Annotated in this window: 22 protein-coding genes and 1 tRNA gene; 13 read left to right on the plus strand and 10 right to left on the minus strand. The window is 41.8% G+C overall.

From position 1 onward, the window contains the following. Positions 1-48 precede the first annotated feature (48 nt). Positions 49-1,374, plus strand: coding sequence for a replicative DNA helicase (gene dnaB, locus HRI96_RS05975; RefSeq protein ID WP_210116502.1), 1,326 nt, complete (start codon positions 49-51; stop codon positions 1,372-1,374). Between the two features lie 12 nt (positions 1,375-1,386). Here the strand turns inward: dnaB and HRI96_RS05980 are convergent, their stop codons facing one another. The 5 genes from HRI96_RS05980 to HRI96_RS06000 form a co-directional block, all read right to left on the minus strand. Beyond that, positions 1,387-2,946: a P83/100 family protein gene (locus HRI96_RS05980; RefSeq protein WP_210116503.1), complete on the minus strand. Its 1,560-nt coding sequence runs from the start codon at positions 2,944-2,946 to the stop codon at positions 1,387-1,389. 137 nt (positions 2,947-3,083) lie between these two features. Beyond that, on the minus strand, positions 3,084-3,542 hold the full coding sequence (locus tag HRI96_RS05985; RefSeq protein WP_210116504.1) for a flavodoxin domain-containing protein: 459 nt from the start codon (positions 3,540-3,542) through the stop codon (positions 3,084-3,086). 81 nt (positions 3,543-3,623) lie between these two features. Beyond that, positions 3,624-4,487, minus strand: a complete 864-nt coding sequence (locus HRI96_RS05990; RefSeq protein ID WP_210116505.1) for an SMP-30/gluconolactonase/LRE family protein — start codon at positions 4,485-4,487, stop codon at positions 3,624-3,626. Positions 4,488-4,730: 243 nt separating this feature from the next. Next, positions 4,731-6,374, minus strand: a complete 1,644-nt coding sequence (locus HRI96_RS05995; RefSeq protein ID WP_210116506.1) for a hypothetical protein — start codon at positions 6,372-6,374, stop codon at positions 4,731-4,733. A gap of 6 nt (positions 6,375-6,380) precedes the next feature. After that, on the minus strand, positions 6,381-7,742 hold the full coding sequence (locus tag HRI96_RS06000) for a class I SAM-dependent RNA methyltransferase (RefSeq protein WP_256729166.1): 1,362 nt from the start codon (positions 7,740-7,742) through the stop codon (positions 6,381-6,383). A gap of 37 nt (positions 7,743-7,779) precedes the next feature. Here HRI96_RS06000 and HRI96_RS06005 point away from each other — a divergent pair, with 37 nt between their 5' ends. Beyond that, on the plus strand, positions 7,780-8,733 hold the full coding sequence (locus HRI96_RS06005; RefSeq protein WP_210116507.1) for an alpha/beta fold hydrolase: 954 nt from the start codon (positions 7,780-7,782) through the stop codon (positions 8,731-8,733). 42 nt (positions 8,734-8,775) lie between these two features. Beyond that, a complete protein-coding gene (pcnB, locus tag HRI96_RS06010) occupies positions 8,776-9,933 on the plus strand; it encodes a polynucleotide adenylyltransferase PcnB (protein ID WP_210116508.1) in 1,158 nt (385 codons plus the stop codon). Between the two features lie 26 nt (positions 9,934-9,959). Here pcnB and HRI96_RS06015 read toward each other — a convergent pair whose 3' ends face one another. Next, positions 9,960-10,841, minus strand: coding sequence for a hypothetical protein (locus tag HRI96_RS06015; RefSeq protein WP_210116509.1), 882 nt, complete (start codon positions 10,839-10,841; stop codon positions 9,960-9,962). A 6-nt stretch (positions 10,842-10,847) separates the two neighbouring features. Beyond that, a complete protein-coding gene (locus HRI96_RS06020) occupies positions 10,848-11,843 on the minus strand; it encodes an RluA family pseudouridine synthase (protein WP_210116510.1) in 996 nt (331 codons plus the stop codon). Positions 11,844-11,918: 75 nt separating this feature from the next. On the opposite strand from HRI96_RS06020, the gene HRI96_RS06025 reads away from it, so the two are divergent. The 9 genes from HRI96_RS06025 (at position 11,919) to HRI96_RS06065 (ending at position 21,495) form a co-directional block, all read left to right on the plus strand. Then, positions 11,919-12,392 carry a divergent PAP2 family protein gene (locus HRI96_RS06025; protein WP_210116511.1) on the plus strand — a complete coding sequence of 158 codons (474 nt, stop codon included), beginning with the start codon at positions 11,919-11,921 and terminating at the stop codon, positions 12,390-12,392. Between the two features lie 9 nt (positions 12,393-12,401). Then, positions 12,402-13,784 carry a hypothetical protein gene (locus tag HRI96_RS06030; RefSeq protein WP_210116512.1) on the plus strand — a complete coding sequence of 461 codons (1,383 nt, stop codon included), beginning with the start codon at positions 12,402-12,404 and terminating at the stop codon, positions 13,782-13,784. A gap of 46 nt (positions 13,785-13,830) precedes the next feature. Then, positions 13,831-15,147 carry a 4Fe-4S dicluster domain-containing protein gene (locus HRI96_RS06035; RefSeq protein ID WP_210116513.1) on the plus strand — a complete coding sequence of 439 codons (1,317 nt, stop codon included), beginning with the start codon at positions 13,831-13,833 and terminating at the stop codon, positions 15,145-15,147. Continuing rightward, the gene (locus HRI96_RS06040; protein ID WP_210116514.1) at positions 15,144-16,292 is read left to right on the plus strand and encodes an RnfABCDGE type electron transport complex subunit D; all 1,149 of its coding nucleotides are present in this window, start codon (positions 15,144-15,146) and stop codon (positions 16,290-16,292) included. Before HRI96_RS06035 ends, HRI96_RS06040 begins: the two co-directional genes overlap by 4 nt. Next, on the plus strand, positions 16,270-16,734 hold the full coding sequence (locus tag HRI96_RS06045; RefSeq protein ID WP_210116515.1) for a hypothetical protein: 465 nt from the start codon (positions 16,270-16,272) through the stop codon (positions 16,732-16,734). The genes HRI96_RS06040 and HRI96_RS06045 overlap by 23 nt, the downstream gene beginning before the upstream one ends. A gap of 2 nt (positions 16,735-16,736) precedes the next feature. Further along, positions 16,737-17,366 carry a hypothetical protein gene (locus tag HRI96_RS06050; RefSeq protein WP_210116516.1) on the plus strand — a complete coding sequence of 210 codons (630 nt, stop codon included), beginning with the start codon at positions 16,737-16,739 and terminating at the stop codon, positions 17,364-17,366. Beyond that, positions 17,363-17,917, plus strand: a complete 555-nt coding sequence (locus tag HRI96_RS06055) for a hypothetical protein (protein ID WP_210116517.1) — start codon at positions 17,363-17,365, stop codon at positions 17,915-17,917. Before HRI96_RS06050 ends, HRI96_RS06055 begins: the two co-directional genes overlap by 4 nt. 163 nt (positions 17,918-18,080) lie before the next feature. Continuing rightward, positions 18,081-20,063, plus strand: a complete 1,983-nt coding sequence (locus HRI96_RS06060) for an alpha-amylase/4-alpha-glucanotransferase domain-containing protein (RefSeq protein WP_210116518.1) — start codon at positions 18,081-18,083, stop codon at positions 20,061-20,063. 217 nt (positions 20,064-20,280) lie between these two features. After that, the gene (locus HRI96_RS06065) at positions 20,281-21,495 is read left to right on the plus strand and encodes an iron-containing alcohol dehydrogenase (protein ID WP_210116519.1); all 1,215 of its coding nucleotides are present in this window, start codon (positions 20,281-20,283) and stop codon (positions 21,493-21,495) included. Positions 21,496-21,571: 76 nt separating this feature from the next. On the opposite strand, the gene HRI96_RS06070 is transcribed toward HRI96_RS06065, so the two are convergent. Continuing rightward, positions 21,572-22,813, minus strand: a complete 1,242-nt coding sequence (locus HRI96_RS06070) for an MFS transporter (protein WP_256729324.1) — start codon at positions 22,811-22,813, stop codon at positions 21,572-21,574. Positions 22,814-22,881: 68 nt separating this feature from the next. Further along, positions 22,882-22,963 (minus strand) — tRNA-Leu (locus tag HRI96_RS06075). 127 nt (positions 22,964-23,090) lie between these two features. Between HRI96_RS06075 and HRI96_RS06080 the strand changes: the two genes are divergently transcribed. Continuing rightward, positions 23,091-23,741 carry an HAD family hydrolase gene (locus tag HRI96_RS06080; RefSeq protein WP_210116521.1) on the plus strand — a complete coding sequence of 217 codons (651 nt, stop codon included), beginning with the start codon at positions 23,091-23,093 and terminating at the stop codon, positions 23,739-23,741. Positions 23,742-23,893: 152 nt separating this feature from the next. On the opposite strand, the gene HRI96_RS06085 is transcribed toward HRI96_RS06080, so the two are convergent. Continuing rightward, positions 23,894-25,288 (minus strand): family 4 glycosyl hydrolase, encoded by a 1,395-nt coding sequence (locus HRI96_RS06085; RefSeq protein WP_210116522.1) that lies wholly within the window; start codon positions 25,286-25,288, stop codon positions 23,894-23,896. Positions 25,289-25,314 lie beyond the last annotated feature (26 nt).

The following is a 25,314-nucleotide window of genomic DNA, read 5'->3' on the forward strand; positions in this document are numbered from 1 at the left end:
GAAGGCTTTAACCGTTTTGCCGCGCAGTCGGTTTTGGGATAGCTTGTCATGGATAAGGTTTTAAAAGATAAAATTCCTCCTCACAATCTTGAAGCCGAACAGGCCACTTTGGGCGCTCTTCTTTTGGATTGGGGCGCAATATCCGATGTTGCGGTATATTTAAAACCCGATAATTTTTATTCCGTTCAAAATAAAACGATTTACCGAGCGATGATTTCCATGGCGCTGCAAAACATCCACGGCGATACGCTGACGTTAATAAATGAACTGACTAAAACCGGCGAACTTGAACAGGCAGGAGGAACGGCTTATATTGCAGCGCTTACCGATACGGTGCCGACAAGCGCAAATATAGATTATTATGCCGGCATAGTGATGGACGCGGCGATCCGCAGAGAACTTATCCTTATAGCGGGGGAATTAAAGGCGTCTTCTTTTGATGAGACAAAAAACAGCAAGCACATTCTTGAAGAGGCTGAAAAGAAGATTTTTAATATCACAGAAAGAAATCAAACTACCGAAATCAACGGTATGAAGCAGGTGGTCAACGATACCATAGCCTTGATTGAAAAACGCATAGAAAATAAAAGCGGTTATACGGGAATCCCCTCAGGATTTTTGCATTTGGACAGCATGACAAGCGGTTTCCAAAATCAGGAGCTTATTATAATAGGAGCGCGCCCTTCGATGGGAAAGACCGCTATGGCTCTTTCAATGATACAGTACATAGCCGTAGATAAAAAAATCCCATGCGGTTTTTTTACGCTTGAAATGTCCTACGCGCAAATCGGGCAGCGCCTTTTATCTCAAGTGTCGCGCGTTCCAGGCGGAAAAATCAGATCCGGAATGCTGACATTGCAGGATCTTCAAAAGATACAGGACGCGGCGGGGCTTTGCTATCAGGCGCCGCTGTACATCGTCGATACGCCGAATATGCAACTTTTAGATCTTCGCGCGATGGCGCGCCGTATGGTTATAAATCAGCAGGTAAAAATAATTTTTGTGGATTATATAGGCCTTATTACTACTGAAAACTCAGCAGCTCCAGTTTATGAGCAGGTTTCGGAAATTTCAAAGTCGCTGAAAGCCTTGGCGCGTGAATTGAACATTCCCATAGTTGTCTTGTGTCAGCTTGCCAGGGACGCGGAAGGCAACGAACCCAATCTTGCCCAGCTCAGAGGTTCGGGTTCTATCGAGCAAGACGCCGACGTCGTAATGTTCATTCACAGAGAACGAAAAAAAGCCGATGAGACGGAGCAGCAGCAAGTTTTAAATGTGAAGCTGATCATCGCAAAGCAACGAAACGGTCCTATCGGAGATGTAGAACTTTTGTTTTTGCCTTCAGTTACGCGCTTTGAAAACATTGCAAAATAGTAAACCTTTTTGCTATTTTACGGGCTTCAGATCGGAAGCGGATAAAAGCGCTATCTTTCCGCTTTCGTCGGTAACATAAAGAGTTTTTTCGTCAACTGTTATAGGCGTTCCGCTCTTTACGGCCGTGCTTGATTTTGCAAGAAGTTTAAGTTCCTTGTTGTACCTTGCAACGTAAAATTTATTTCTTTCCGAAAGAACACAGTAAAGTTCATTGTTGTGCTCTACAAGAACCGAATCTTCCGCTACGGTTTCCTGACTTTCGGCGGTTATTTCCATTTTTTCTTTATCAAGCAGGACCAATTTTACAATTCCGTTTCCGGTATTTTCTCCGGCTATCGCCGTAAAATTTTCTCCTGCAGGATAGACCGCTCTGTTTCGAATAACGGTCACAGGAGACTCGTTTATTATTTCGCCCGTCTTTTTATTGACTTTCACAAGCACGGAAAGCCGTTTTGCTTCATTGTAAAGGCGCAGAGCGTACGCGGACGGAACATTTTCATTTGCCGCCATGGCGTTTATCAGCTGTTGCTGATCTTTTGCAATGGTTTCTCTCTCCGTTACGGCTTCGGAATTCTTCGTATCGGCTTTTTTTTGTTCCGTTTCCGCTTTTTGCACATTCTCTTCGATTTTCTGTTTTTGCTCTTCAATTTTTCGTTCGGTTTGCGCCACTTTTTGTTCTGCAGCTTTAGCTTCTTTTTGCAAATTTTTATTGCCGGGCGCAGCTTCGGCTTTTTTCTGCGCTTTTTCGGCTTCTTTTTTTTGTTCGGCCAATTTTTCCTGATCGGCTTTCAGCTGTTTTTGACCTTCGACGGCCTGTTTTTGCGCAGCCTGAGCTTTTTCTTCGGCCACGGCGGCTTCTTTTTCTTTTATTTCAACCATGTTTTTACGCACATCGATTCCCTTGTCGCTTTCTTCGCGCATGGAAGAAACTACGTTTGAGTCGCTTATAGCGGACGTGTCAACCGTGCTGAGCCCGCCCGACACAGGATCCGAAAGAGGAATTACGATTTGCGTCATTCCCGGCCATTGCGTATAGCTCAACGCAAGACCGGCTTTTTCCGGCGTTAATTCTTTTGTTACAACATCTTTGTATTTGCTTTTGAAAAAATCGATTTTGCCGCGGTAAACTGCGTTATAAACGGTAATGAAAACGGATAAGGTATCGGCGTCGCTTTCGGAATAATTATATGCGGAGGACAGATAGGAAGAAATTATCCTTCTCAGGTTTGCAATATGATCGACTGACGCCGACGGCTCCAGAACAAAAATATCGGCGTCGAATTTTTCTTTTACGTTGGAATCTACCGCATGGATAACGTAATATCTTCCGCCGCTGCCTATTCTTGCAGAAACAGCCGGATTGGACAGTGAATTTCCAAGTTTTCTTCCTATATTTTTTATCGCTTGTACCGATTCGATCACGGAATGAGGTCCCGTATAGTTTTCAAAAATGACCGTTTCCGCTCTTGTGCTTGTGATTTCATCTCTGTTGACTTCCAATGCAAAAAGCATTGAAAAATTTATTAATACTACGGCACATAAAAAAACAATTTTTTGAAATGCATTTTTCATTTAAGACCTCTTTGAGGGATTATACTATGAGAAAGATTTTTATTCCAGTTTCTTTATGAAATTTGTAAAAGCGGAATATAACTTACAACCGAACGTATTTTATTTATTGAAATATGGAAGATAAAGCTACAATTGAATCACCGATGCATGATATTTTTTTCAAAAAAATCAATCGCGTTTTTAAAGTCGTCTTCATTAGGCCTTCCTTTATTTAAACCGCCGACGAGCTTTAACGGCCCGAATGTGTCAAAGCCTTTACAGCCGAATATGCCCATACAGATCTTTCCGTTTTGTTCGGTTTTTTTTCGCAGTGCTTTTTCAAAGCCCGCATTGACCACTCCTGCAGTATAGATAAAAAATATCTTTTTTATGCTGCTATCAAGCGCTTTGTCAAATATTTTGTCGACGGGTTTTGAAAGTTTTCCGTAGAAAATTCCCGAAGCAAAACCTATCGTGTCATAACTCTCAAAGACATCGTCTGTAAAATCGCCGGCTTTTATAAGAACCGTTTCAGGAAATCTTTCTTTTATTTTATAAAGCACTTTTTCGGTGTTTCCTTTGTGAGTTGAACTGTACACAATGCATACTTTACTCATCTAATACTCCTCAGCCGCAGTTGTAAAACACGCTCCGCGCATGTTTTAGGACAGTAATTCAAATTGCGCTCTTTTGTAAATTTATATTAAATAATCCTTTTTACCCTTAATCGCTGTGTCTGTTAAATAATAACACAAACCGTCCGCTTCTTCGATTTTTTTTAGGTTGCTGAATGCTGATGTTATAAACAATGTGTCCATGTTTTTACCGCCGATCGAAACTGATGAGATATTCGTTGCCGGTAGTTCTATTTTTTCCAGTATTTTACCGGTTTTTGATATTCGTAAAACGGAGGATCCGCCCCAGCAGGCGCTTATTATGTCGCCGTTATTGTCCAAACACATGCCATCCGGAACTTGTCCTTCAGGATAATCCGAAATCACGGCCTTAGGATTTGAGATTTCTCCCGTATCCAAATTATAATTCCACCGTGTGATTGTTGCCGTTGTAGAATCCGTGTGATAAAAAATTTTGCAATTATCATCGAATCCCATTCCGTTGCTTATCCCGAGACCGGTAAGAAGCGTTTTTATATTTCCGTTTTTATCGATGGAAATAAGGCGGCCGTTGCTGTTAGATTCTTTTTTTATTCCGGCAAGAATTCTTCCTTTGGAATCGACGATTGCGTCATTGAATCTTTCTCCCGGTTTAAAAGAAAAACTGATGTATGTTTTATCCGACAGAGTATAGTTTTTTCCGTCCTTATACGCATAGATAAGACCTTGTTCCGTCAGAAGTAAAATATTTCCTTTAGAATCGAAAAGGAACGCACCTATTTGATAATTTGTTTTCAGCACGCATTCCGCCGTTTCACTTTTTAAATCCGTTCTATAAACGACACCGTTTACAATATCCGTGTAATAGAACATCTGATCGAATTCATTCCATCTGGAATTTTCTCCCAATTCGCACTGAGGAAATATTTTATTGTATTTTTTTACCATTTCATTATACTCCTGTTTTCAAGTGTTGATTTTTTCACGAGCGACCTTTTAGCCGTCAGTCTAATGGACTTTTATTCGATTCGATAATAATAGTTTTCCGCTAAAATAGGAAGCGCGTGGACAGAGCGTGTGCAGAGCGCCGTGATTTTCTTTCCGGCAATTTTACTATGCAGGCGCCATTTTGCGGCTACATTAAGTATATTACAGCCTAGTAAATTGGAGAATTGGTCCCATACACTTTATTTAAGGTTTTAAGTCCGAAATCTTTATAAGAGCTTCTTTTGCCGTTCTATTTATGTTTTTTCCGTAGCGGGGATGCAATAATCCTGAAATAAGACTGCATGATTCGTCCGCGTACTTTTTTCCCATAAAAAGGCTTAGCTTGTATAAAGATTGACAGCACGCCGCGATCATTGCGTCGTTATTTTCAAACTGACCTGAAAATTCCGCAATTTTTTTTCTTATTGCAAAAAAAAGCTGCCTGTTACCGTCAAAGCCTATGTCGCCTGCGGCGTTTATAAGAATTATAAGCAGAGGACTGGAGCGTTCCATGGATATTAGTTCAGCGGTGAGCTGCGTAAACACATCCGTTCCGTATAAACCGAGATTCGAAAAGACTTCCGCCAAATACTGAATATCTTTTGTGTATTCCGGCGGTTCGGCGCGAACGTTCGTGATTTTTTGTCTTAGAAAAGCCAGATAAGCTTCTATAAAACCTTGCAATTCGGATATATACGTTTCTTCATTTGCACCGTAATATCCGCCTGAAAGTTTTTTTTCGGTTTCAACCGCAGCAAGGCGCTCGTATTCTTCATATTTTGTGCTCGGGATTTTATATTTTTTTTGAATTTTTATAGGTTTGTTTTTAGATGTTTGGGAAAATCGGTAAAACACTGTTTCCCACGAATCGGTACAATACAGCAAAAAACTTCCGTCCGAAACGAACCGTTCGTCTTTTAAGTCTTTCATATTAAAATTTACTTTTTTCAATACTGAATTTGATGAAAATGCAAAAGAAAACAATACGTTGGAATCGGAAATCACAAGAGAATCTTCCGTTCGGCCGTCGCATGCAAAAAACAAAGAAGACCCCAAAATATCAATGTTGATCAAAGGCGGAAGAATGCGGGACTTTGTTTCAACGTTTTCATCATCTTCGTTAGGGCAAGAAAAGAGCGTCACCGTTCTGTCCGAAAAAAGAACATAAACGCCGTCTTCGGAACTGCAGCTTTTTAGAGGTTTCGCATCAAAAACAAATTTTTCCTTTTCTTCTCCGAAACGGCCGATTCTGGTAGCAAAGGCCTTTGTATTCCTATCTCCTTCAAAAAAAATAAGAATGCTTCCGTCCTGCAGCATTTGCGCCGGACAAGAACTCTGTTTTGGCGTAAGTATGTACCACTTGCATATTCCGTTTAATCCGTAACAGCCGACGTACTGTTCCCCGAATATGAAGAGGCATCCGTCGAAGCCTTCGATTACCGTATTTATGGGAATAAAAGGCAGACCAATCTTTAAAACCGTGTATCCTGAACGATTTATTATGTGAAGCACGTTGTTTTTATCCGAAAAATATAAAAAATCGTTCGTTGTAGCGCCGAATACGGTCTTTTGACTTATTCCTGAAATTTTCTTTTGCCACAGTTCTGTTCCGTCTTCGGATACGGCGCAAATTTTGTTTCCGTCGTGTAAAAGCGCGGCTCCGTCGGAAAACAGCACCGGCATCTTCACCGTCTTTCCGCCGAAAACCTTTGTCCATGACGGTTTCCTTTTGTCAAGTTCAATCTCTTGCAGCTCAATTTCCTTCGGCACTGAGCTTTCAAAAGCTTCCGCAGATAAAGCGCTAAAAGCGAGAAAAAACATAAAAATAAAAAAAGTTTTAATTTTCATTTTAACCTAATACGGATTGGAATAGTCAAAAAAGGCTAAACTCTCGATATGAGACGTTTGAGGATAAAAATCCAAAAGATACAACTTGGAAAGTTTGTATCCCGCCTTCACAAAAAAAGACGCGTCGCGGGCGTGCGTCGCAGGATCGCACGAAAGCGATCGTATACGCAAAGGATGTGTTTTGCAAAGCCATGAAAGAACTTCTCTTTCTATCCCGCTTCTGGGCGGATCTATTACCACAGCGTCAAAGTTCCCTTCGTTTTTTACTATCGCAGAAGCGTGTTCTGACACCCATTTTACGCCGCTTAAACCGTAGGCGGCATGGGGTCTTCCTTTCATGTTTATTTCTGCAAATACCATCGCGTCGCGGTTATGCTCTACCATAGTGACTTTTTCAAACTTGTCGGCAAGGAACACCGAAAAAGTTCCCGCTCCGCTGTACATGTCGAGAACATTTTTTCCCGAAAGATCCGAACATAAAATATCTACCGTCTTTTCTAAAACGCCGACGTTGGATTGGAAAAAGCCCCGTATATCGAAGACTATTTTTTTCCCTGAAATGACGACGGTCGCAATATTGGAATGATTTAATATCGTCCCTGAAAAAAAATTATTTACGGCCTTTTTTTTCTTTTTTGACGTCTTAGGTGCCGACCTGTAAAAATTATTTGCATCGCCGCCTGCGCCGCCGGAAGAAGGAATAAGTTCCGGAGATTCGATCAGCAAGCGGGGAAATTTTCGATTGGGCGCTTTTGAGTCTGCTTTGGAAAGACCTAGGCGGGAAAAAGATGCCGCCGCGGTAGACGCCATAGTCGCTCCAGATGATTCAGTATCGTCGACTACGCAACTTCCGCCGAATACGTGAATCCTTCCTTTAGGTCTTTGCTCTTGGGGTACGGCGTTAAGCCATTCGTTTATCTCGTCGCTTGCTATAAAACAGCTGTCGATCGGGACTACCGTATTCGATTGCCGCATCGAAAGCCCTCCGTCATGAAATTGGAAGCGGCAGCGATACCCGCCGTCTTTATCGTATAAGGCGATTATCTCGGGTGTTTCAATTTTTTCGCGTTTAAAGCAGGATTTAAGCATATCCGACCGCAGTTGGCGCTGAAAGGAGCTTTCTATGTGCATCATATTGCAGCCGCCGCAAATTTCATAAAATTTGCAGGGAGGTTTTATTCTGTGCGCGGAGCTTTCAAGAATATCTACTATTTTTGCAGTTTCATAGTCGCGTTTACAAGACACTGTCTCTATTTTCAGTTTTTCACCGGGAACGGCAAAAGGGACGAATATCGTTTTTCCGTCGATTTGTCCTATACAGTCTCCGCCTAAAACCATTTCTCGGGTTATAATATTATGTGACGACATCGCTATATATTATCAAATAATCGGACAAAGAGGGAGTATGCAAAAAGAAACTTTTTTTCAAACTATGCGCGACGGAGCCCAAGTTTCGGTCATAAGGTGGATACCCGATTGTGATTCCAAAGACATACGCGGGCTTTTTCAGATAAGTCACGGTATGGTGGATCACGCTTCCCGATATGAAGTTCTCGCTCAATTTATGACGGAAAACGGTTATGTTTGCTCTGCTCACGATCACAGAGGGCACGGTAAAACAGGCGAAAAAGCCCAAAATGAAAACAAGGGAAAATTAGGCTTTCTTGCTGAAAAGGACGGTTTTACGGCCGTAGTTGAAGACCTTCGCGAAGTGATCGAAAAACTTAAAAAAGATTACCCTGAAAAAGAAATAATTTTGTTCGCACATTCGTTCGGTTCCTTTGTAGGTCAGGCGTTCATTGAAAAATACGGAAACATCATACAAAAATGCGTTTTATGCGGAACGGCTTTTCCTTCTGCAAAACTTATTTACACGGGGCTTTTTTTGGTGGGAACGGCAAAAAAATTGTTCGGCGCAAAAGAATGTGCGCCGTTTGTGAACATGCTTTTTTTTAAGATGAACAATAAAAAAATAAAGGAGCCTTCGAGTCCGCATTCTTGGATATCAAAGGACGAAGAGGAGGTCAAAAAATACGACCGAGATCCGTTTTGCAATTTTATGCCCACTCTCGGTTTTTTTTACGATCTGCTTTGGGGATTAAATTTCGTCCGCAAGCAAAAAAACATAAATTCCATTCCTTGTACGATGCCGATACTTTTTATTTCAGGGGAGGATGATCCTGTAGGTTTGTATTCTTCGGCGGTAAAAAAACTTTATAAAATTTACAAAGCAAGCGGTAAAATAAATGCTTCCATAAAGATTTATAAAGGATGCAGACACGAACTTATAAACGAAATAAACCGCAGCGACGTTTTCGGCGATCTTCTTTTTTGGATAAAAACCGGCGAGCTTAAATAAGCCTATTGACTATGTCTTTAAAGAGTAGGTAAATTAATAAGCGTGTTAATCCGATATTCTGCAGACGAAAACGGCAGACCTGTAAAAAAAGCCGTAATCTACACAAAAAACGAACATAAAATACAGCTTTCAAAAATAGATCCGGATGCGCTGTATATACTTGAGCGTTTAAAAGACTCAGGCTTTTCAAGCTATATAGTCGGCGGCGCCGTGCGTGATCTCATATTGGATCGCACTCCTAAAGACTTCGACATAGTCACCGACGCAACTCCTTCGCGCATAAAAAAAATCTTCCGCAATTCAAGGATAATCGGCCGGCGTTTCAGATTAGTGCATGTTTTTTTTGAAGATAAGATTTTTGAAGTAAGCACATTCCGTTCCATAATAGACGGTTCGGTCGGAAACAGTTTCGGAACTATGGACGAAGACGTAAAACGGAGGGATTTTTCGCTGAATGCCTTGTATTATGATCCTTTTACGGAACACGTCATAGATTATGTGAACGGCGTTCGGGACATAAAAAAACATATCATTAGACCCGTAATAAAAATCGACAGAATCTTTGTCGAAGATCCTGTCAGAATGATCCGCGCGATAAAGTATTCCGCCGCTACCGGCTGCCGCCTTCCTTTTTTTCTTAAACGAAAAATTCTAAAATCGGCTCATCTTCTTTCGTCGGTGTCGCCGTCAAGGCTTACGGAAGAGCTTCAAAAAATAATAGGTAGCGGACATTCGTTTGAGATAGTCTCGAAAGCGCTTCAAACCGACTTATACATGTATTTACAGCCTTCCGCTACGGCAATAATGTACGCAAGACCTGATTTTGAAAAAAAATATCTTCAAAGTCTTAAAAAACTTGACGAAACTGTTGCCCGCGAAACGGACGTAAGGCTCGGGCGAAAATTATTTTATTTGATCTACGATTTTATTTACGAGCTTACCGACTGGAAGAAAGAGGCTGCGCTTCATCCTTCCGCGAGCGAATTATACGCCGTTACGTGGACGGAATGCAGAAATTTCGTTCTGCCGATGAATCCGCAGAGAACCGAACTCGAATTTGCGATAAAGGAAGTTTTAAAAACGCTCGGAATTTCAATGCAGCCGTCTAAAAAACGGAAGCAGAAAAAAACTTTCGGCTCCGATAACGCTAAATCGGCGGTAAAGACTAAATACGAAATTTCCGAAAGTCAAAAGGTTTAAAAAGATTTCCCCGTCGCTTTCACCGTTTATATATTTTCCGTTCCCGTAATTTTATCGATGATTATGCTTACTTCTTCTACCAGAATACCTGTATAGCGCTCTATATTGTCTATAACGTATTGCTGCAGAGCGTGGATCTTTCCTGTAAGCTGATTACCGAACGGAACGTCTATCGTTATTATAAACCTGTAACCGTGACTGTCGGTTTTTATCGTAAATTTTTTTACACGAATCTTAGGATCGCATTCGGAAACGCAATGCATTGCCATCTGCGTCAGCGCCGCTTCGGATATGCTTATCCTGCCTTTTTTTGAAAATTCCGGACGGACGACGGATTTTTCAAAAGGCTGCAAGGCGGAATCTTCTTTTTTATGAAATATGTTTTTACGGTTAAAAAACACCTTGATAGAGTTATAAAATATCTGCGGATAATTGCGTTTTATTTCTATAGCGGGAACGGGGATAATATGTTTGCCTTCTATCTGCCTTGAACGGATCGCCTTTTCAATCTCTTCGCGCGATGCGATGTCCTCGATCTTTATTATCTTTGAAGGAGGGGGAAGCTGCAGTCTCGTCGCTATTTTGATGACCATCTTTTCGGAGGTTCCCAAAAGCAGAATCTTTTTTATGCGCAGTTTGTGCAGCATTTTAGCTATTTCGTCGCGGTGCTCTTTGTCGTCAAACAAGGCTACCCGCACGGCGCCCATGTAGGTCTTTTCTCTTTTAGCCGAATGTCCCGCCAAGATCTTGTCGTCTTGAATTAGAAGTCCGTCGTCAATGATGGCAGTAAGCCCGTATTTTTGGGCGAGCAATTTGGCGCGAAAACTTTTTCCGGTTCCGCTTTCTCCCACAAGGGCGTATACCGTTATTCCTGTAAATTTTTGAAAAAAATCACTGAGCGACTTCATAGTTAGTTAGATTATATTAATACGGAGAGGACTTATCAAGGTTTTACTTAACATTTTTTCAAATTTTGTCGGAATAAATGCGATTAATTTTTGTGGAACGGCTAACGGATTGTCTTCGGGAAGGAGCAGGGCATAAGAATGCAGATAAAAATCCCTGTCGGCCGTTATTTTTTTTCCTCCGTAAGCCGTATCGCCTAAGAGCGGGAATCCGTGAAAGGCGGCCTGGCTTCTTATCTGATGCGTCCTTCCGGTTTCTATCGTTATTTTTGCCAGCGTTACGTCAATGTTTTCATAAAGCCCGTAAGACAGCGGCTCCGCCTTTGTGACGGCCGGCTTTCCGGCTTCGGTTTTATCGTTTACAATGTTTACGGTGTGAAAATTTTTGTCGTTATCCGTTTTTTTTTCGATGCTGTCATGCCAAAACACCGGCTTATCAAGTTTGCCCTGCAAAAGCGCCAAATATATTTTTTTTACCGCGTTATGCTTAAAGGCGCTTGAAAACCACTGTGCGCCTTTAAGATTTTGGGAAAAAATTAGTACTCCCGTCGTTTTTCTGTCAAGCCTGTGTAAAGGGCCGGGAATAAATGAAAGAGATGAGATACCTTTTGTTTTTTTTTTCTCTTTCCAAATACTGACGATTTGATCGGAAAGAGAATTTTTGCCTTGCACGGAAACGTCGTAGGGTTTGTTTATCACAATTATAGCTTCATTTTTAAAAATAGTATTCTCTTTTGAAAATGCAGGGTAGCGCTCTTTAGGCGGGAAACGTCCTGTGCTCTCGTCAACGCTTACGGCGGGGGCCAGAGAGGATGCAATAAAAAGCGCGTCGTTTTCCCGCACACGGTAAGAGGGGCTTACCGTCTTTTTATTTACTTTTATAAATCCGTTTCTTATCGACTTGTAAAGAATCGAAAGAGATTCTTCCGTTAAAAACTTTCTTACTATTCTGTCAAGACGCCTGCCTTCGTCGTCTTTGCCGCAATAAAAAGTTTTAAAGTCCATATTTTCATTATAGTGATAAAAATAAATACCCGCTACTAGACAAAACTTTCCCTGTCGGTAAAATAAATAGTTGCTATGTATGCCGGTGAAAAACTACATTTTCTTTTTTCCAACCCGATCGTGATAGCCTGTGTTTTCAGCTGGTTTTGTGCTCAATTCATAAAAACCGTCATAAAATTGTTTTACGGCCAGATACATTCGTTTAAGCAGCTTTTTGAACTTTTGCTTTGGCGCACGGGCGGTATGCCGTCGAGCCATTCGGCGCTGGTAGCATGCCTTTCCACAGCTATAGCGTACAGATCCGGCGTCGATTCCGATATATTTATTCTTTCGCTTTGTTTTTTTCTTGTAACGATACGGGATGCCGTAGGAGTAAGGCGGGCTAACGGAATTCAGGCGAAACGGTTAAACGAGATCATTAAGATAATGAATGAAAAAAAATTGTCGAATTTTAAACCGATAAAAGAAGTTCAGGGACATTCGCCTATGGAAGTCTTTGTAGGTTGCCTTTTGGGGTTTTTTATCGGCACCGCCTTCAGTGTACTGTGATCCTAAAATATGCGGATAAAAAAGAATATCGTAATTTCATTTACAATTGTTTTTCTAAGCCTTGTTGCCTTGTTCGCTTTTCGCCGCGTGAGTCATAAAAAATTATGGACAGGCTATCAGACTCTTGCGGTTGCAAAAACCGTGTCCGAAAAAGACGTTCTTTATGTTTTAAATAATTCAGGCTGCAGTTCCGTCGTGTCGCTTTCGTCGCAACCGCAAATGCAATCTTCGCCTTACAGTCCCGTACAAAAGAAAGTGCAAACGCCGTCTTATTCTGAAAGACAAAAAGAATTTTTCTTCGATAAAAATGATGATTTTCAGCTTTATTATATACCCGAACGATATTCGGCTTCGACGGAAAAAGCGTTTAGAACGCTGAATCGGGATTATAATGCGAATTCGTATCTTGATTCGAAGGCTGACTTTCCGAAGATTCCGCTCGTTGTGTGCTTTATTTTTGCTTCGTTTTTGTGTTTTTTTTCAAAATCGCGGCCGTTTTTTTTCGTAACGGCTTTTTTCCCGCTATTGTTTGCTCTGAGCAGGCCTTCGCTCTCGCGTATCGGCGCCGTATGTCTTTTGCTTTACGGACTTTACGCGCTACAGGATCTTCGCCGAAGGAATGAAAGCCTTTACGTGCTTTTGCACAGCCGGTATGCGGTTTTATTTACAATATTGCCTGTCGTTTTGTGCTTTTTTTCTTCTTTTTCAAGCGGAATCATATTTATCGCCGCTTTATCGGCTTCGTTTGCCGCAGAAAATTTGTTACACGATTATGAAATTTATCGCGCAAAAAAATCGGCGTTCAGCATGGTGTTGATATTGCCGTCTCAGTTTATAAGACTGACAACCCGTAAAACCGTATTATTTATGTATTTTTGTGCGCTTATCACGGGACTTTTTCTCGTTCTTTCCGTCTTTTCATCCAGGTTTTTGTCCTCGAAAGGCTCAAAAGACTTGTTGCTGCCCGCTCCGGCGCGGTATAATAATAAAACGTCGATTATTTCGCTGACGGACTATGTCGCGTCCGATTGGTATGCAAAGACATATCCATATCGATCTTTGCACGACGAGGCTTCCGCGTCCGGAAATGTCAGACCCGGAGATGCTGTAATTATTCCTCGTTATGAAAGAGACGGAGACGTCATAAGAGAGAAAAACGAAGTTGTCTTTAGCTTTGACAAGGCGTTTATAGATTCAACGGTTAAAAATATTGACGGCTTGCCGGATACGGCGTTGGAAAAAATTTTGAAAAAACAAGGAAAAGCAGATGCGGCCGTATATTCTTTATCGGGCGGGAACGGCTTTCGTGATTTTATTATTCTGCTGATAGAATTTATGATTTCTTCGGCCGTATTGATTTTTTTTATATTAAGGAACCACCGATTAATTTGAATGCGAATTGATAAGTGGTAACATTAAGAGCTAAGTACAGAAAAAAATGATAAAACTGCAAAAAACAAATGAAGAAATTTCTTATCAAGCTATAGACTCTTTTTTACCGCGTTTAGTGACCGTTCCGATCGATATGGAAGGATCAGGTAACTATAAATTGCTTGTTTCGGAAGGAGACCGCGTAAGGGAAGGGCAGGTTATCGCGCGCAGCCAGGATCCGCTTGAACCTTTGGCTGCACAAATTCATTCGCCCATACCCGGTATTGTAACGGGATTTTCTTCCGTACCGCTTTTCGACGGCAAAAAAAGCGACGCCGTGCTTATTATGCTCGAAGGGAAATTTTCTTACCGCGGTAAAAAATCAAGACCGAATAAGTGGTCGGATATTTCTCCTTCCGAAATAGTTGAAATGATCTCCTATTACGGCGTGATAAACACTTTTTTCATAAACAAACCTTTTTCGCTTGCAACCCAGATAAAAACGAAAAAAAAAGAAGCTTCAAATGTCCTTGTAGTAAGACTTTTTGACGAAGATCCGTACCGCCGTACCGATTCCTTTCTCACCAACACCGGATTTGACAGAATAAAAAAGGGAGCCGCCATACTTGCCTATGCTATGAACGCTTCGGGTATTGTCTTTGCGTATAACGACGCCTTACCCAGCCCCGAAAACACCGCCGAAGAAACCGAAAATTACGATATTTTTAATTCAATTCCCGTAAAATATGTCGGCGTGGATTGTACGGATTATCCGGCGGGTTTTCAGCGCATACTTATTGAAACCGTACTTAAAAAACTTCAAAACGATGAAATTTTTTCAAAAATAAATATTTACGATCTGCTCGTAGACAGCGTTACGCTGATTCATCTGTATGAGGCGATAGAACTTCACAGGCCGGTCATAAATCAATACGTATACGTTTACGGCGACTGTCTCAAAGTTTCGGGAATATTGAGACTCCCCTTAGGATCGACGATAGATTTTTTATCGGCGCAGTGCGGAGGATTTTTAAAGAATCCTTCAAAGATAATCATAAACGGGCAGCTCACCGGTTATCTTGCGCCAGAAAGATCCGTACCCATAACAAAAAACGTAAAATCCGTCGCATTCGCGTCATCCTACAAATTTCCGTTTTTTACTCCGAACGAATGCGTGCGCTGCGGAAAATGCCGCTCCGTTTGTCCTTCAGGGTTGAGCCCTGACCTTTTGTTCAATCAAATGCTTAACAACATTCATAAAATGGAAGCGGCCTTATTGAAAGCATCAAATTTATGCATGGGCTGTACCTTGTGTAATGCCGTGTGTTCTTCCAGATTGCCTTTGAGTCAGGCGATAGAGACCCTTAAGGAGTCGCAGTCATGAAAAACGATTTATTAAATGATCTGAACATACCTTCTTTGATAAAAGACAATTTTAAGTTAAGACCTTTCGTTCATTTTTCATGTTCTTCAAGCGATACCGTATCCGCGTTTTTATTGTTTTTGATCCCGCAAATTGTAATGCTGTGGTTGTCAGGAACCGTGTCGTCGCTGTATGTAATACTTTCTTCCGTAATCGGAAGTCTGTCTGCCGAAAGCATAAATTCCGTGCTGTCAAAGAAAAAAATCTTTGTAGTTTTGTCGCTCGTTCAGGGGATCATCATAGGCTTGCTTTTGCCGTCCGGATATCCTGTGATTTCGGTTTTTTTTCTTACATTATTTTCTCTTTTGATTTTTAAATATGCCTTCGGAGGCTTTTCGCATCCGTGGATAAATCCTGCTGCAGTGACGGTTGCATTGGCATGGCTTTTTAACATTTCGGCATTTCCTTCTTTTCTAGTCACGGGTGAAAATCTTTTTTCGCACAATCCGTCTCTTATCTTGATTCAAAACGGTCAAATTCCCGTTTTACCGTTTGATACGAAGATTACTCTGTTTCTTAATGAAAAAATTTTCAATGTCTTCGGGCTTTCGATTCCCGAAGGATATATATCTTTACTTTGGGATTCAAATTCCGTAATACCGGCGTTCAGATTTAATCTTATCACATTGATAACTTCCGCAGTGTTTTTTGCCTTCGATTTTGTTTCCGTTATCATTCCCGCATGTCATATCGCCGTATACGGGCTTTTGGTTTATTTTGTTTCTCCGGCCGCATACGGCGGGATGCCCGGTTCCGGCGATGTAATACTGGCTCTTATGTCAAGCGGAACTCTGTTCACGTCGATCTTTCTTCTAAGCTGGTTCGGAACCGCTCCCGTTTCCCGCACCGGAAAAATTTTCTACGGAATTTCAGCCGGAATAATAGCTTTTTTTATCGTAGGCTGCGGAACGTCTCCCGCGGGATCCGTTTTTACTGTGATTCTGGCAAACGTAGTTTCCCTTTTTTATCAGCAGGCGGAAGATTTTCTTGCAAAAAGAAAAATGGAGATCCTTTCAGAAAAAGAAATTATTGTTTTTACCGGTAGCGGCAAATTTCGAAAGACGATTTTAAAAAAGGATTTGAATGATGGATCAAATAAAACATAAAAACATAAAAAAGATCGGATTAGGCTTCGGGATATTGCTTTTTTTATTTTCGGTAATGATTCTTCTTATGCTGCTGGCAAAAAATCCTTGGAACAAGGGGTTGCAAAAAGCCGTAAGTCAAGTTTTGGAAGCTCATTATCCCAATACTTATAAAATTCAAAGGCAATACGCCGTTCGATCAGGTTTTTATTCCGGCGGCGCCGCTTTTAAACTGACGGACAAGAATAACGCGGATGCGGGTTACGCCGTGATTATGGGCGTCACAACTCTGTACGGACAATATCCTGCCGTTTTGATGCGTTCTTCGGACGGAAAAACGTCTTTCGTAGATTTTTTGTGCCTTCCGCCCGAACATTCAAAAAGGCTTGCGGCTGTTTCAAAAAACTCTTCAATTTCTTATTGGCTGAAAAAGAATCCTGAAATACTGACCACGGGACGGTAAAGATGACAGATAAAAAACTTTTGATTTGCACCGCAACCTTGCTTGCGATTTTGATTCCCGCGCCCGGCCGCTTGGCCTACGGCATCATATTCATAATTACATTTAATTTTGCTTTTTTATTTTATATTTTGCTTAATTTTTTACTTAAAAAACTCGATATTCACTCTTATTCACATGTCATAATGCCTTTGGCTCTCGTATCATTTGTAACATGTGAAAGATTCGTATTGATGATGCTTGTGCCCGTAATAGCCTTGCAGCTCGCTCTCCTTCCTTACATACAGGCCTTTTCGGTGTATATGCTTTATGTGCTGCACAGGCCTGAAGGGCTTTCGATCAAGGCGGATTTGAAATCAAATCTGCGCGTCGCCGGTTACTTTTCCGCCGTAACATTTTGCTTTTCTCTTATTCGCGACATTTTGGGTTTCGGAACTTTGAGCTTACCGTCCTCGCTGGGTGTACTTTCTTTTCAGCTTATCCCGGCGGCTTCAGTGCTGCCTTTTATGAATTTTTTTGCCTCGATTCCCGGCGCCGCAATACTTTCTTCCGTCATTCTGAGTTTTATACCTTATCTTAGAAAAAATAAAGAAAAAACGATATTCGCGGACGATAAATCTTTGGAGGAAAAATGAACGGTTTTTTCTATTACCTTTTTATTTCTTCTGCAGTTTTGGTCTACGGAATAGGCTTTGACCGCCTGCTTTTCATAAACAAGAGCATAAAGCCGCTTGCATATGATTTTCTTAAAGTATTCGTAAGCGTGGAACTTACGGCGGTTTTATCTAAAATTTTTACGGATACCGTGCTTTTTCGCCTGTCGATATGTGAATTATTTCCGTTTTTTACGCTTTTAATTTACTTTATCATGTTTACGGGTTTTAATCTTTTATTCTACAAAAAGCTTTACGTATCCTGCAAGGAATTTCCTCTCGTTTTTCTTTTTTCATTACTTTCAATCTATGAAAGTTCAAGCGTATTAGGTTCCGCCGTAATAGGCGCGGCTTGCGTTTTTTCATTTTCCATCATACATTTGCTGATCGTATCTTTAAAAAAACGTTTCTCTTTTTTTAAGCCTCCGGTAAATATCGATACGATAAGCCTTTTTTACATAAACATGGCGATTATTCTCATCGCCATTTCCGCTTGGAATATTTCGTGGTTAAATCCTGAAGTGTTTTTATAGAAAGGGGTAGGGCGGTTGAAAAAAGCGCTTATCCCTCGCTCGGATCCGTGCGGCGGTGGCCGCTCTGCCATATTGACTTGCTCTATTTTTGCGCTTGCCGTCTTGCAGATTATATAATAGAATAAGAATTATCGGCCGGATTTTATGACTTTTTGAACTTTTTATGGATAAAATAAGTATATGTTTTGTATTATCTTCAGATCATTCTCAGGCGGAAGTTTCGGATAATTTTCTAAAAAACTATAAGCTCATATACAAACCCCTCGTATCCTTTTTATACACGCATCCGGAATGTAAAATTACATTTTCATTTACGGGCGAACAAATTTCCTGGTACAAAAAAAATTATCCCGAATTTTTAAAACTGGTCGGAGAATTGAGCGGACGCAAACAGGTTGAAGTTTTAGGCGGCGGATATTACGATCCTGTTTTTCCATTGCTGTATCCCGTAGACAGGGCGGGGCAGATAGAGCTTTTGTCTTCCGAAATAAGAAAGACCATAGGCAAACGGCCTAGAGGATTGCAGGTTTGTGCGAGCAGCTGGGATCCTTCGCTCGTTTCAGGTTTTCAAGTTTGCGGAATGGAATATGTGATTCTCGACAGCTCTCTCATTCCGCCTTCAAAACAGTATTATTTGCCTATCATAGCTGCGGACAAGGGAAAAACCCTGTGTATTCTTTCGAATTTTAAAGATTTTATTCCCGATGCGGATCTTTCTCCGGCCTTATACATAAAAAACATGGTGGCGACGATAAAAAAAAATACCAAAGACGAACTTTTCAGCGAAGACGAAACGGATGAAAAGGACAGAATTGTCCCTGTAGTCCTGAGAAAGCGTTTACTGGCGGAGCTTTTAAAAAACGACTGGTTTGAAAATTTTCTCGATGAAATAAAAAACACCGAATCAGTGCAGTTGTCGCTTCCGCTGAACTGCCGCAGAAACGCCAAAACTTTTATTCCCGCATACATACCGGCTGGCATAAGCGAAGAATTCTCCCTGTTGTCTTCAATTCCTTTTTTAACCGTAAACAATAAAAAAAAGACCGCCGCTACTATCTATGATTTTTTACGCACATATCCAAGACAGCAGGCGCTTTATAACAGAATGCTTTACGTGAGCATGCTTTTGAATCAGTCTCACGGCGACAAAATGCGGAAAAAGCTTGCGCGCGAAAAACTTTGGGAATCTCAAAACGGCAAAACCTTTATATGTTGTCCTGAAAGCATAGGCGTCAACGCCAGACGGCGCCTTGTGGCGTATAAAAACCTTGCCGAAGCGGAAAAACTTTTGCGCGATTCTTCCGACTTCCGCGAGTCGATAACGAATTTCGATTATAACTGTGACGGAATTAACGAATATCTTTGCCAGATGAAGCAATATAACGCCTGCATAGGATTATACGGCGGCACCGTTTTCGAATTCAATATTATGAAAAACACCGGCAACTACGCGGATAATTTGAGCCGCATAGAACGATTCGACGGGTATTCCGACAAATACGAGCGGGGATTTTTTATAGACAGCCTTTTTGACGGCGATGAATTCGACCTTTACAAAAAACACCGCCCGACAGGAGGAGGGCTTTTTTCCTCAAAAAAGTACGAACAGCTGAGTTTCGGCAGCAAAAGGAATGAGATCCGTCTTAAAGCTTCAGGACTGTTTTCCGTCATGAAACAGCCGGTCAGCCTTTTAAAAAACTATTTTATGACAAGCAGCGGCATGATGGTTCAATACATATTGAAAAATGAAAGCCAAAGCCCTCTTTTTGCAAAATTCGTAGTCGAGTCAAATTTCGCCCGCCCGGACGAAACCTTCAGATACAGCCTTAAAGTTGTTTCAAAGGCGGTGAGCAAAGATCTTGACGCCTCGGCGGAAGACACTCGGCTTATAAACAATGTGTCCGTAGTGCAGACTACGGATTTGACAAACGACATCTCTTTTATATTTGAACCGAACGAAAACGCTACCTTGTCGTATTCTCAAATATCCTTTATGCGCCCCGATGCGAGCGGAGACAATGTGAAAGCGGGAATGACGCTGACTGAGGCTTTTTGCTGGGACATAAAACTTGATGCGGGAATGGAAACTGAAAAAACGATAAATTTCAGCATTGTTCCCAGAAAGAAAAAAGGTGAAAATTCTTAGGATCGAGATTTAGGCTATCGAAGCAGCGGCATCTTAATACGCGAGGTCGCGCTGTCGACAGACTCGGTGGCTCACAATAATCCGGCGCGGCGATTGCGGTTGCCCGGTGACAAAATGAACTGTTTTGAACCGAATTGATTATTTTTGAATATTTATTTTGCAATACGCTTCGATCGGTGTTATAATTAATACAGAATGCATAGTAGGAGGCATTGTTATGAGATTTACATTACCGAGGGACATTTATCACGGTAAAGGTTCTATCGAAGTTCTTAAAACCTTTACGGGGAAAAAGGCGATGGTTTGTGTTGGCGGCGGAAGCATGAAACGCTTCGGCTTTCTTGACAAGGTGGTCGGATATCTTAAAGAAGCCGGAATGAAGGTAGAAGTATTCGAGGGTATAGAATCCGATCCTTCCGTGGACACGGTTATGAAGGGCGCCGACGCCATGCTTAAATTCGAACCGGATTGGATTGTCGCCATAGGCGGCGGTTCTCCTATCGACGCTGCAAAGGCTATGTGGATAAAATATGAATATCCCGATACGACTTTTGAAGACATGTGTAAGGTTTTCGGACTTCCTAAGCTGCGTAAAAAGGCGCATTTTTGCGCAATATCTTCAACTTCAGGTACGGCGACGGAGGTAACAGCCTTTTCCATAATCACCGATTATAAAAAAGGAATTAAATTCCCCATTGCAGACTTTGAAATTACACCGGATGTAGCCATAGTAGATCCCGCTCTGGCTGAAACCATGCCGAAAAAACTTGTGGCTCACACGGGCATGGACGCCATAACCCACGCTATAGAAGCCTATGTTTCTACGGCACACTGCGATTACACGGATCCGCTTGCGATCTTTTCGATCAATATGATACAGAACGATCTTGTGGGTTCCTACAACGGCGATATGGCTAAGAGAGACAGCATGCACAACGCACAGTGTCTGGCGGGAATGGCGTTCTCGAACGCACTGTTGGGCATAGTTCACTCTATGGCGCACAAGACGGGCGCGGTTTTCGGCGATTACGGCGCGCACATTATTCACGGAGCCGCAAACGCCATGTATTTGCCCAAGGTAATCGCGTTTAACGCAAAAAATCCTGAAGCAAAAAAACGCTACGGAGTTATCGCGGATCACATGAAGCTCGGCGGCAAAAACGACGATGAAAAAGTTTCTTTGCTTATTAAAACGCTGCGCAAGATGAACGACGACTTAAATATTCCGCACGGTATTAAAAACTACGGAGCCGACAGCTATCCTACGGAAAAAGGCTTTGTTCCCGAAGACGTTTTCTTAAAACGCCTTCCCGACATTGCAAAAAATGCGATCAGCGACGCATGTACAGGATCGAACCCGCGGCAGCCGACTCAAAAAGAGATGGAAGAATTGCTTAAGTGCTGCTACTACGACACTGAAGTTAATTTCTAACCGTTGATAAGCTTATAAATCTCAGCTTAAAAGATCTCCGGATTTTTCCGGGGATCTTTTGCTTTCATAAGCACAATTAACAAGTGCCGCCGTCAAAACAGCTTCCTTTTTTCTTCAAGTGCATAAACAGAACTACGGCGAGCGGCGGCAAAAACGACGCCCATAAAAATAAGGTAGGAAAGCCGAATTTTTCGATTATTATACCGCCTGCAAAACTTCCCAGTATGTTACCCACGCCGTTTGCGCCTATCGCATATAGAGCGAGTCCCGTAACCTGCTTTTTAGACGGCACGTGCTCGGCAATAAACGAAATCGCCGCAGGATGAAAAAGTCCGAAAGTAAAATAATTTAAAAACTGTCCGGCTAAGGCTCCTGCAAAAGATTTGAACAGTATATAAGTCCAAAGGCGAAATGATATGGCGAGCACGCACAGGCACAATATCTTTTCATTGCCGAAGCGCCTTATAAACCGTCCGGAAAAAATCATAGCAGGTATTTCAACGGCGGCGTGAACGGCCCAAAATGCCGGAGCCGAATTCAAGTTTAAAAATTCGGTAACATACAAGGAAAAAAACTTATTTACGGGCGACATGGCAAGAAAAGCAAAAGTCAGCAATACCATTGCAGCCCAAAAAGACGCTGAAAAGCCCGATACCAGCGATGACAGCAAAAAAGGATGCTTTTTTACTACAAGGACGCTTATCGCGTGCCTGACTTTTTTTGCGCCGTCGGCGGTTTCGCCTTTTATATTGTTTTTTTGTTCGGTTTTTTTTACAAAAAGCGGCGGCATTAGCCCCGGCACAAAAAAAAGCGATGCCGCGGTTAAAACGGCGGGAATCGTCATCCACAAAATCATTTCAAAACTGTTTGCGTCTCTTCCGCTTAAAAAAATCTGCATGACAATGTTCATCAATACGAAGCTTAGCGATCCTATAGCTCGTACCTTTCCGTAATCGTTGTACCGTCCTATAAGTATGTTGTTTATTACGGTATCCGAAACGGGAAACATACATTTGTATCCTATGGAATAAACGCCCATAAAAAGTGCCGAAAATAAAAAGTTGTGAACTGTGATTATGGGGACGGGCAGCAATATACACGGCAGAAGAATAAAAAAAAGATCTACGCCGTATTTATTCCTTTTTTCGATTAGATAAATACAAGGCAGGGCTGCAAATGTTCCGGTAAAATCAAAGATTGACAGCAATACGCCTATCTTAGCAATATCGTAACCCACATAGGCAAGTATAATGGGAAGATATGTATTTACGACCGCATTAACCGTAAAAATAAAAAAAACGGGAATTATAATTTGCATAGTTTCGTACAAAAAACACGTTCATAAAAAAAACCTTGCAATTCACTGAATCACAAGGTTTTATGCGATGCGGAGAACCTGACTTGAACAGGCACAGCTTTCGCCACCAGCACCTCAAGCTGGCGTGTCTACCAATTCCACCATCCCCGCATTTTTATTTAATATATCGAAACGAACGATCAATGTCAAGCGTAAATTTGACATCATCGGCCTTGCGTCCGGCACACAAATAGCCGATATCTTGATTTGAAGCGGGTTTAATACTACCATGTCGTCTATGAAAAAAATAGAAGCGATAATTTTTGACATGGACGGGGTAATACTCGATACGGAATCTATTTCAAAACGAGCGTGGTATGCGGCGGGCAAGGATTTTGGAATAGATACCGCTGAAATAGAAAAGATTTTTCGTCTAAGCATGGGCTGCAACAAGAACGACACGAAAATTGCGTTAGAGAATTTATACGGTTCGGTATTTTCCGTAGACGAATTTCTAAAAAAAACATCCGTGTATTTTGATAAGATTGCAGGCGAGCATGGAATTCCTCTTATGAAAGGGGCAAAACAAGTGTTGGAGTATCTCAGCTCCCGTTATTGCGTGGCTCTCGCATCTTCTACGAGAAGATCGCGCGTCATACCGCAACTTACGGATGCGGGAGTAATCGATTTTTTTAAAACCGTAACTACGGGAGATTCGGTAACGCACAGTAAACCTGCTCCTGACATATATCTTTCAGCCTGCGCATCCATAGGATATTCTGCGGGCGTATGTGCGGCCGTTGAAGACAGCCCTAACGGAATAAAAAGCGCCTATGCCGCAGGACTTTTTTGCATTATGATTCCGGATCAAATAGAACCGGACGAGGAAATAAAAAAGTTCCTTTGGAAGCTGTGCGAAAGCCTTGATGACTTAAAAAGTATTTTTTAAATTTGCGGCCCTTCGATAGAACTATTGCCGAGCGTTTCAGCTGTGAGATGTAAAAAGCGGAACGCAAGGCAGCAGTAACCGGCGCCGAGCCGCACGAAAAGTACTGCACCGACGTTCAGTAAAATTCAACTCGCAGTGCGGCTCCATACGTTTTATGCCCAATGCCTTAATTTTTCAGGCAGATAAGACGCCGTATTGTCGATCATGGTCTTGAACAGCTCTCTTGCGTCGGAAATATTTAATTTTGAGCACAAGGGCTGGTTTATAAATGATTCGAAGATCATGTCAAGATCGCGATTTTTTACGCCTTCATAAAGAACTTCGTTATTTATGAGGTTCCTCATCACAAGGGCTTTAGGACCGTCCGGCAGCGGTTTCGCAGTTACAGGCGCAACATAGTTGTTTGAAAAAACGCAGTTCGTTTCAACTACGGCGCCCATGGGGTAGTCGGGCATCTGTCCTTTATTCGGCATATTTACGTTTGATACCCGCGTTTCAAGGCCCAAAAGCGCCTTTATCAATTCTACGGCTTCTTCGCTCGATTTTTTTACAGTTACGGGCTTTTTACCTTCCGCCATAGCTATAGTCTCTTCGATCCGTTCTTTTTGCTGTTTTACACGGAAATCTACGGTCGTAAGGCGGAATTTCCAAAATTCCACGGCTTTAGGATTTTCCAAATACCATCCGTTATTCATAAACTCTACAAGGTGTCGGTCGCCTGCGGCTCCTAAAACATTGTATCTGTTAAACATGTCCATCTTTACCCTGTTCGCGTAAGCGAACATATTCGTCTTGTATTTGTCCGCATCGCCTTCTTCGTAATACCCCGAATCGAAATATTTTTTAATGAATTGGGGAAGAAGCGACATAAGGTTTATGTCTTTGTAATAGGCTTCGGTGATCCACGTAAAGTGATTTATCCCTGAAACATCGGTATAAATTTCATTTCTTTGAGGTTGGGGGATGCCCAAAATTTCGTGTGCTACACAGCAAAGGAATTTTTGGGTGTGGAAAACTTCGTGGCAGCAGCCGAAGGCCTTTATTTTCGGAAACACGTCGTACAAGGTTTTTACACACAAACTCATCGGATTTGTAAAGTTTATAACCCATGCGTCCGGACAATAGGTCATTATTTTTTTTGCAAATTCTTCATAAACGGGAATGGTACGCATATTGCGTAAGACGGCGCCGGGACCGCAGGTGTCGCCTACAGGCTGATATATGCCGTATTTTTCAGGCGCGTGCACGTCGGAACGCATTTCTTCAAAGGTTCCCGGAAGTATCGAAATGACGACAAAGTCCGCATTCTTTAAAGCTCCGTCAATTCTTTTATAGACCGAATACTTCCATTTTGAAACGGCTTTTTCGGACTGATTGATTCGCTCTCCGATTTTTTTATTCCTTTCCGCCGATTCGACGTCGATATCGAAAAGCGCGATCTCTCCGGAAATATCCTTTGCAAGGGCAAGGTCGTTCATAAAAACGCGCGCCCACTGTTTGGATCCTCCGCCGATATAAGCGATCTTAATACTGTGTAAATCTCTCATATATAACTCCTGATATTTATTGTGAT

The sequence above is a fragment of the Treponema parvum genome (assembly GCF_017893945.1).
GTDB classification, from domain to species: Bacteria; Spirochaetota; Spirochaetia; order Treponematales; family Treponemataceae; genus Treponema_D; species Treponema_D parvum_A.

What these genes read in the sequence shown, in the direction of transcription:
- dnaB (WP_210116502.1), top strand. Translation starts at nt 49, where the DNA reads ATGGATAAGGTTTTAAAAGATAAAATTCCTCCTCACAATCTTGAAGCC.
- HRI96_RS05980 (WP_210116503.1), bottom strand. Translation starts at nt 2,946, where the DNA reads ATGAAAAATGCATTTCAAAAAATTGTTTTTTTATGTGCCGTAGTATTA.
- HRI96_RS05985 (WP_210116504.1), bottom strand. Translation starts at nt 3,542, where the DNA reads ATGAGTAAAGTATGCATTGTGTACAGTTCAACTCACAAAGGAAACACC.
- HRI96_RS05990 (WP_210116505.1), bottom strand. Translation starts at nt 4,487, where the DNA reads ATGGTAAAAAAATACAATAAAATATTTCCTCAGTGCGAATTGGGAGAA.
- HRI96_RS05995 (WP_210116506.1), bottom strand. Translation starts at nt 6,374, where the DNA reads ATGAAAATTAAAACTTTTTTTATTTTTATGTTTTTTCTCGCTTTTAGC.
- HRI96_RS06000 (WP_256729166.1), bottom strand. Translation starts at nt 7,742, where the DNA reads ATGTCGTCACATAATATTATAACCCGAGAAATGGTTTTAGGCGGAGAC.
- HRI96_RS06005 (WP_210116507.1), top strand. Translation starts at nt 7,780, where the DNA reads ATGCAAAAAGAAACTTTTTTTCAAACTATGCGCGACGGAGCCCAAGTT.
- HRI96_RS06015 (WP_210116509.1), bottom strand. Translation starts at nt 10,841, where the DNA reads ATGAAGTCGCTCAGTGATTTTTTTCAAAAATTTACAGGAATAACGGTA.
- HRI96_RS06020 (WP_210116510.1), bottom strand. Translation starts at nt 11,843, where the DNA reads ATGGACTTTAAAACTTTTTATTGCGGCAAAGACGACGAAGGCAGGCGT.
- HRI96_RS06025 (WP_210116511.1), top strand. Translation starts at nt 11,919, where the DNA reads ATGTATGCCGGTGAAAAACTACATTTTCTTTTTTCCAACCCGATCGTG.
- HRI96_RS06030 (WP_210116512.1), top strand. Translation starts at nt 12,402, where the DNA reads ATGCGGATAAAAAAGAATATCGTAATTTCATTTACAATTGTTTTTCTA.
- HRI96_RS06035 (WP_210116513.1), top strand. Translation starts at nt 13,831, where the DNA reads ATGATAAAACTGCAAAAAACAAATGAAGAAATTTCTTATCAAGCTATA.
- HRI96_RS06040 (WP_210116514.1), top strand. Translation starts at nt 15,144, where the DNA reads ATGAAAAACGATTTATTAAATGATCTGAACATACCTTCTTTGATAAAA.
- HRI96_RS06045 (WP_210116515.1), top strand. Translation starts at nt 16,270, where the DNA reads ATGATGGATCAAATAAAACATAAAAACATAAAAAAGATCGGATTAGGC.
- HRI96_RS06050 (WP_210116516.1), top strand. Translation starts at nt 16,737, where the DNA reads ATGACAGATAAAAAACTTTTGATTTGCACCGCAACCTTGCTTGCGATT.
- HRI96_RS06055 (WP_210116517.1), top strand. Translation starts at nt 17,363, where the DNA reads ATGAACGGTTTTTTCTATTACCTTTTTATTTCTTCTGCAGTTTTGGTC.
- HRI96_RS06060 (WP_210116518.1), top strand. Translation starts at nt 18,081, where the DNA reads ATGGATAAAATAAGTATATGTTTTGTATTATCTTCAGATCATTCTCAG.
- HRI96_RS06065 (WP_210116519.1), top strand. Translation starts at nt 20,281, where the DNA reads ATGAGATTTACATTACCGAGGGACATTTATCACGGTAAAGGTTCTATC.
- HRI96_RS06070 (WP_256729324.1), bottom strand. Translation starts at nt 22,813, where the DNA reads ATGCAAATTATAATTCCCGTTTTTTTTATTTTTACGGTTAATGCGGTC.
- HRI96_RS06080 (WP_210116521.1), top strand. Translation starts at nt 23,091, where the DNA reads ATGAAAAAAATAGAAGCGATAATTTTTGACATGGACGGGGTAATACTC.
- HRI96_RS06085 (WP_210116522.1), bottom strand. Translation starts at nt 25,288, where the DNA reads ATGAGAGATTTACACAGTATTAAGATCGCTTATATCGGCGGAGGATCC.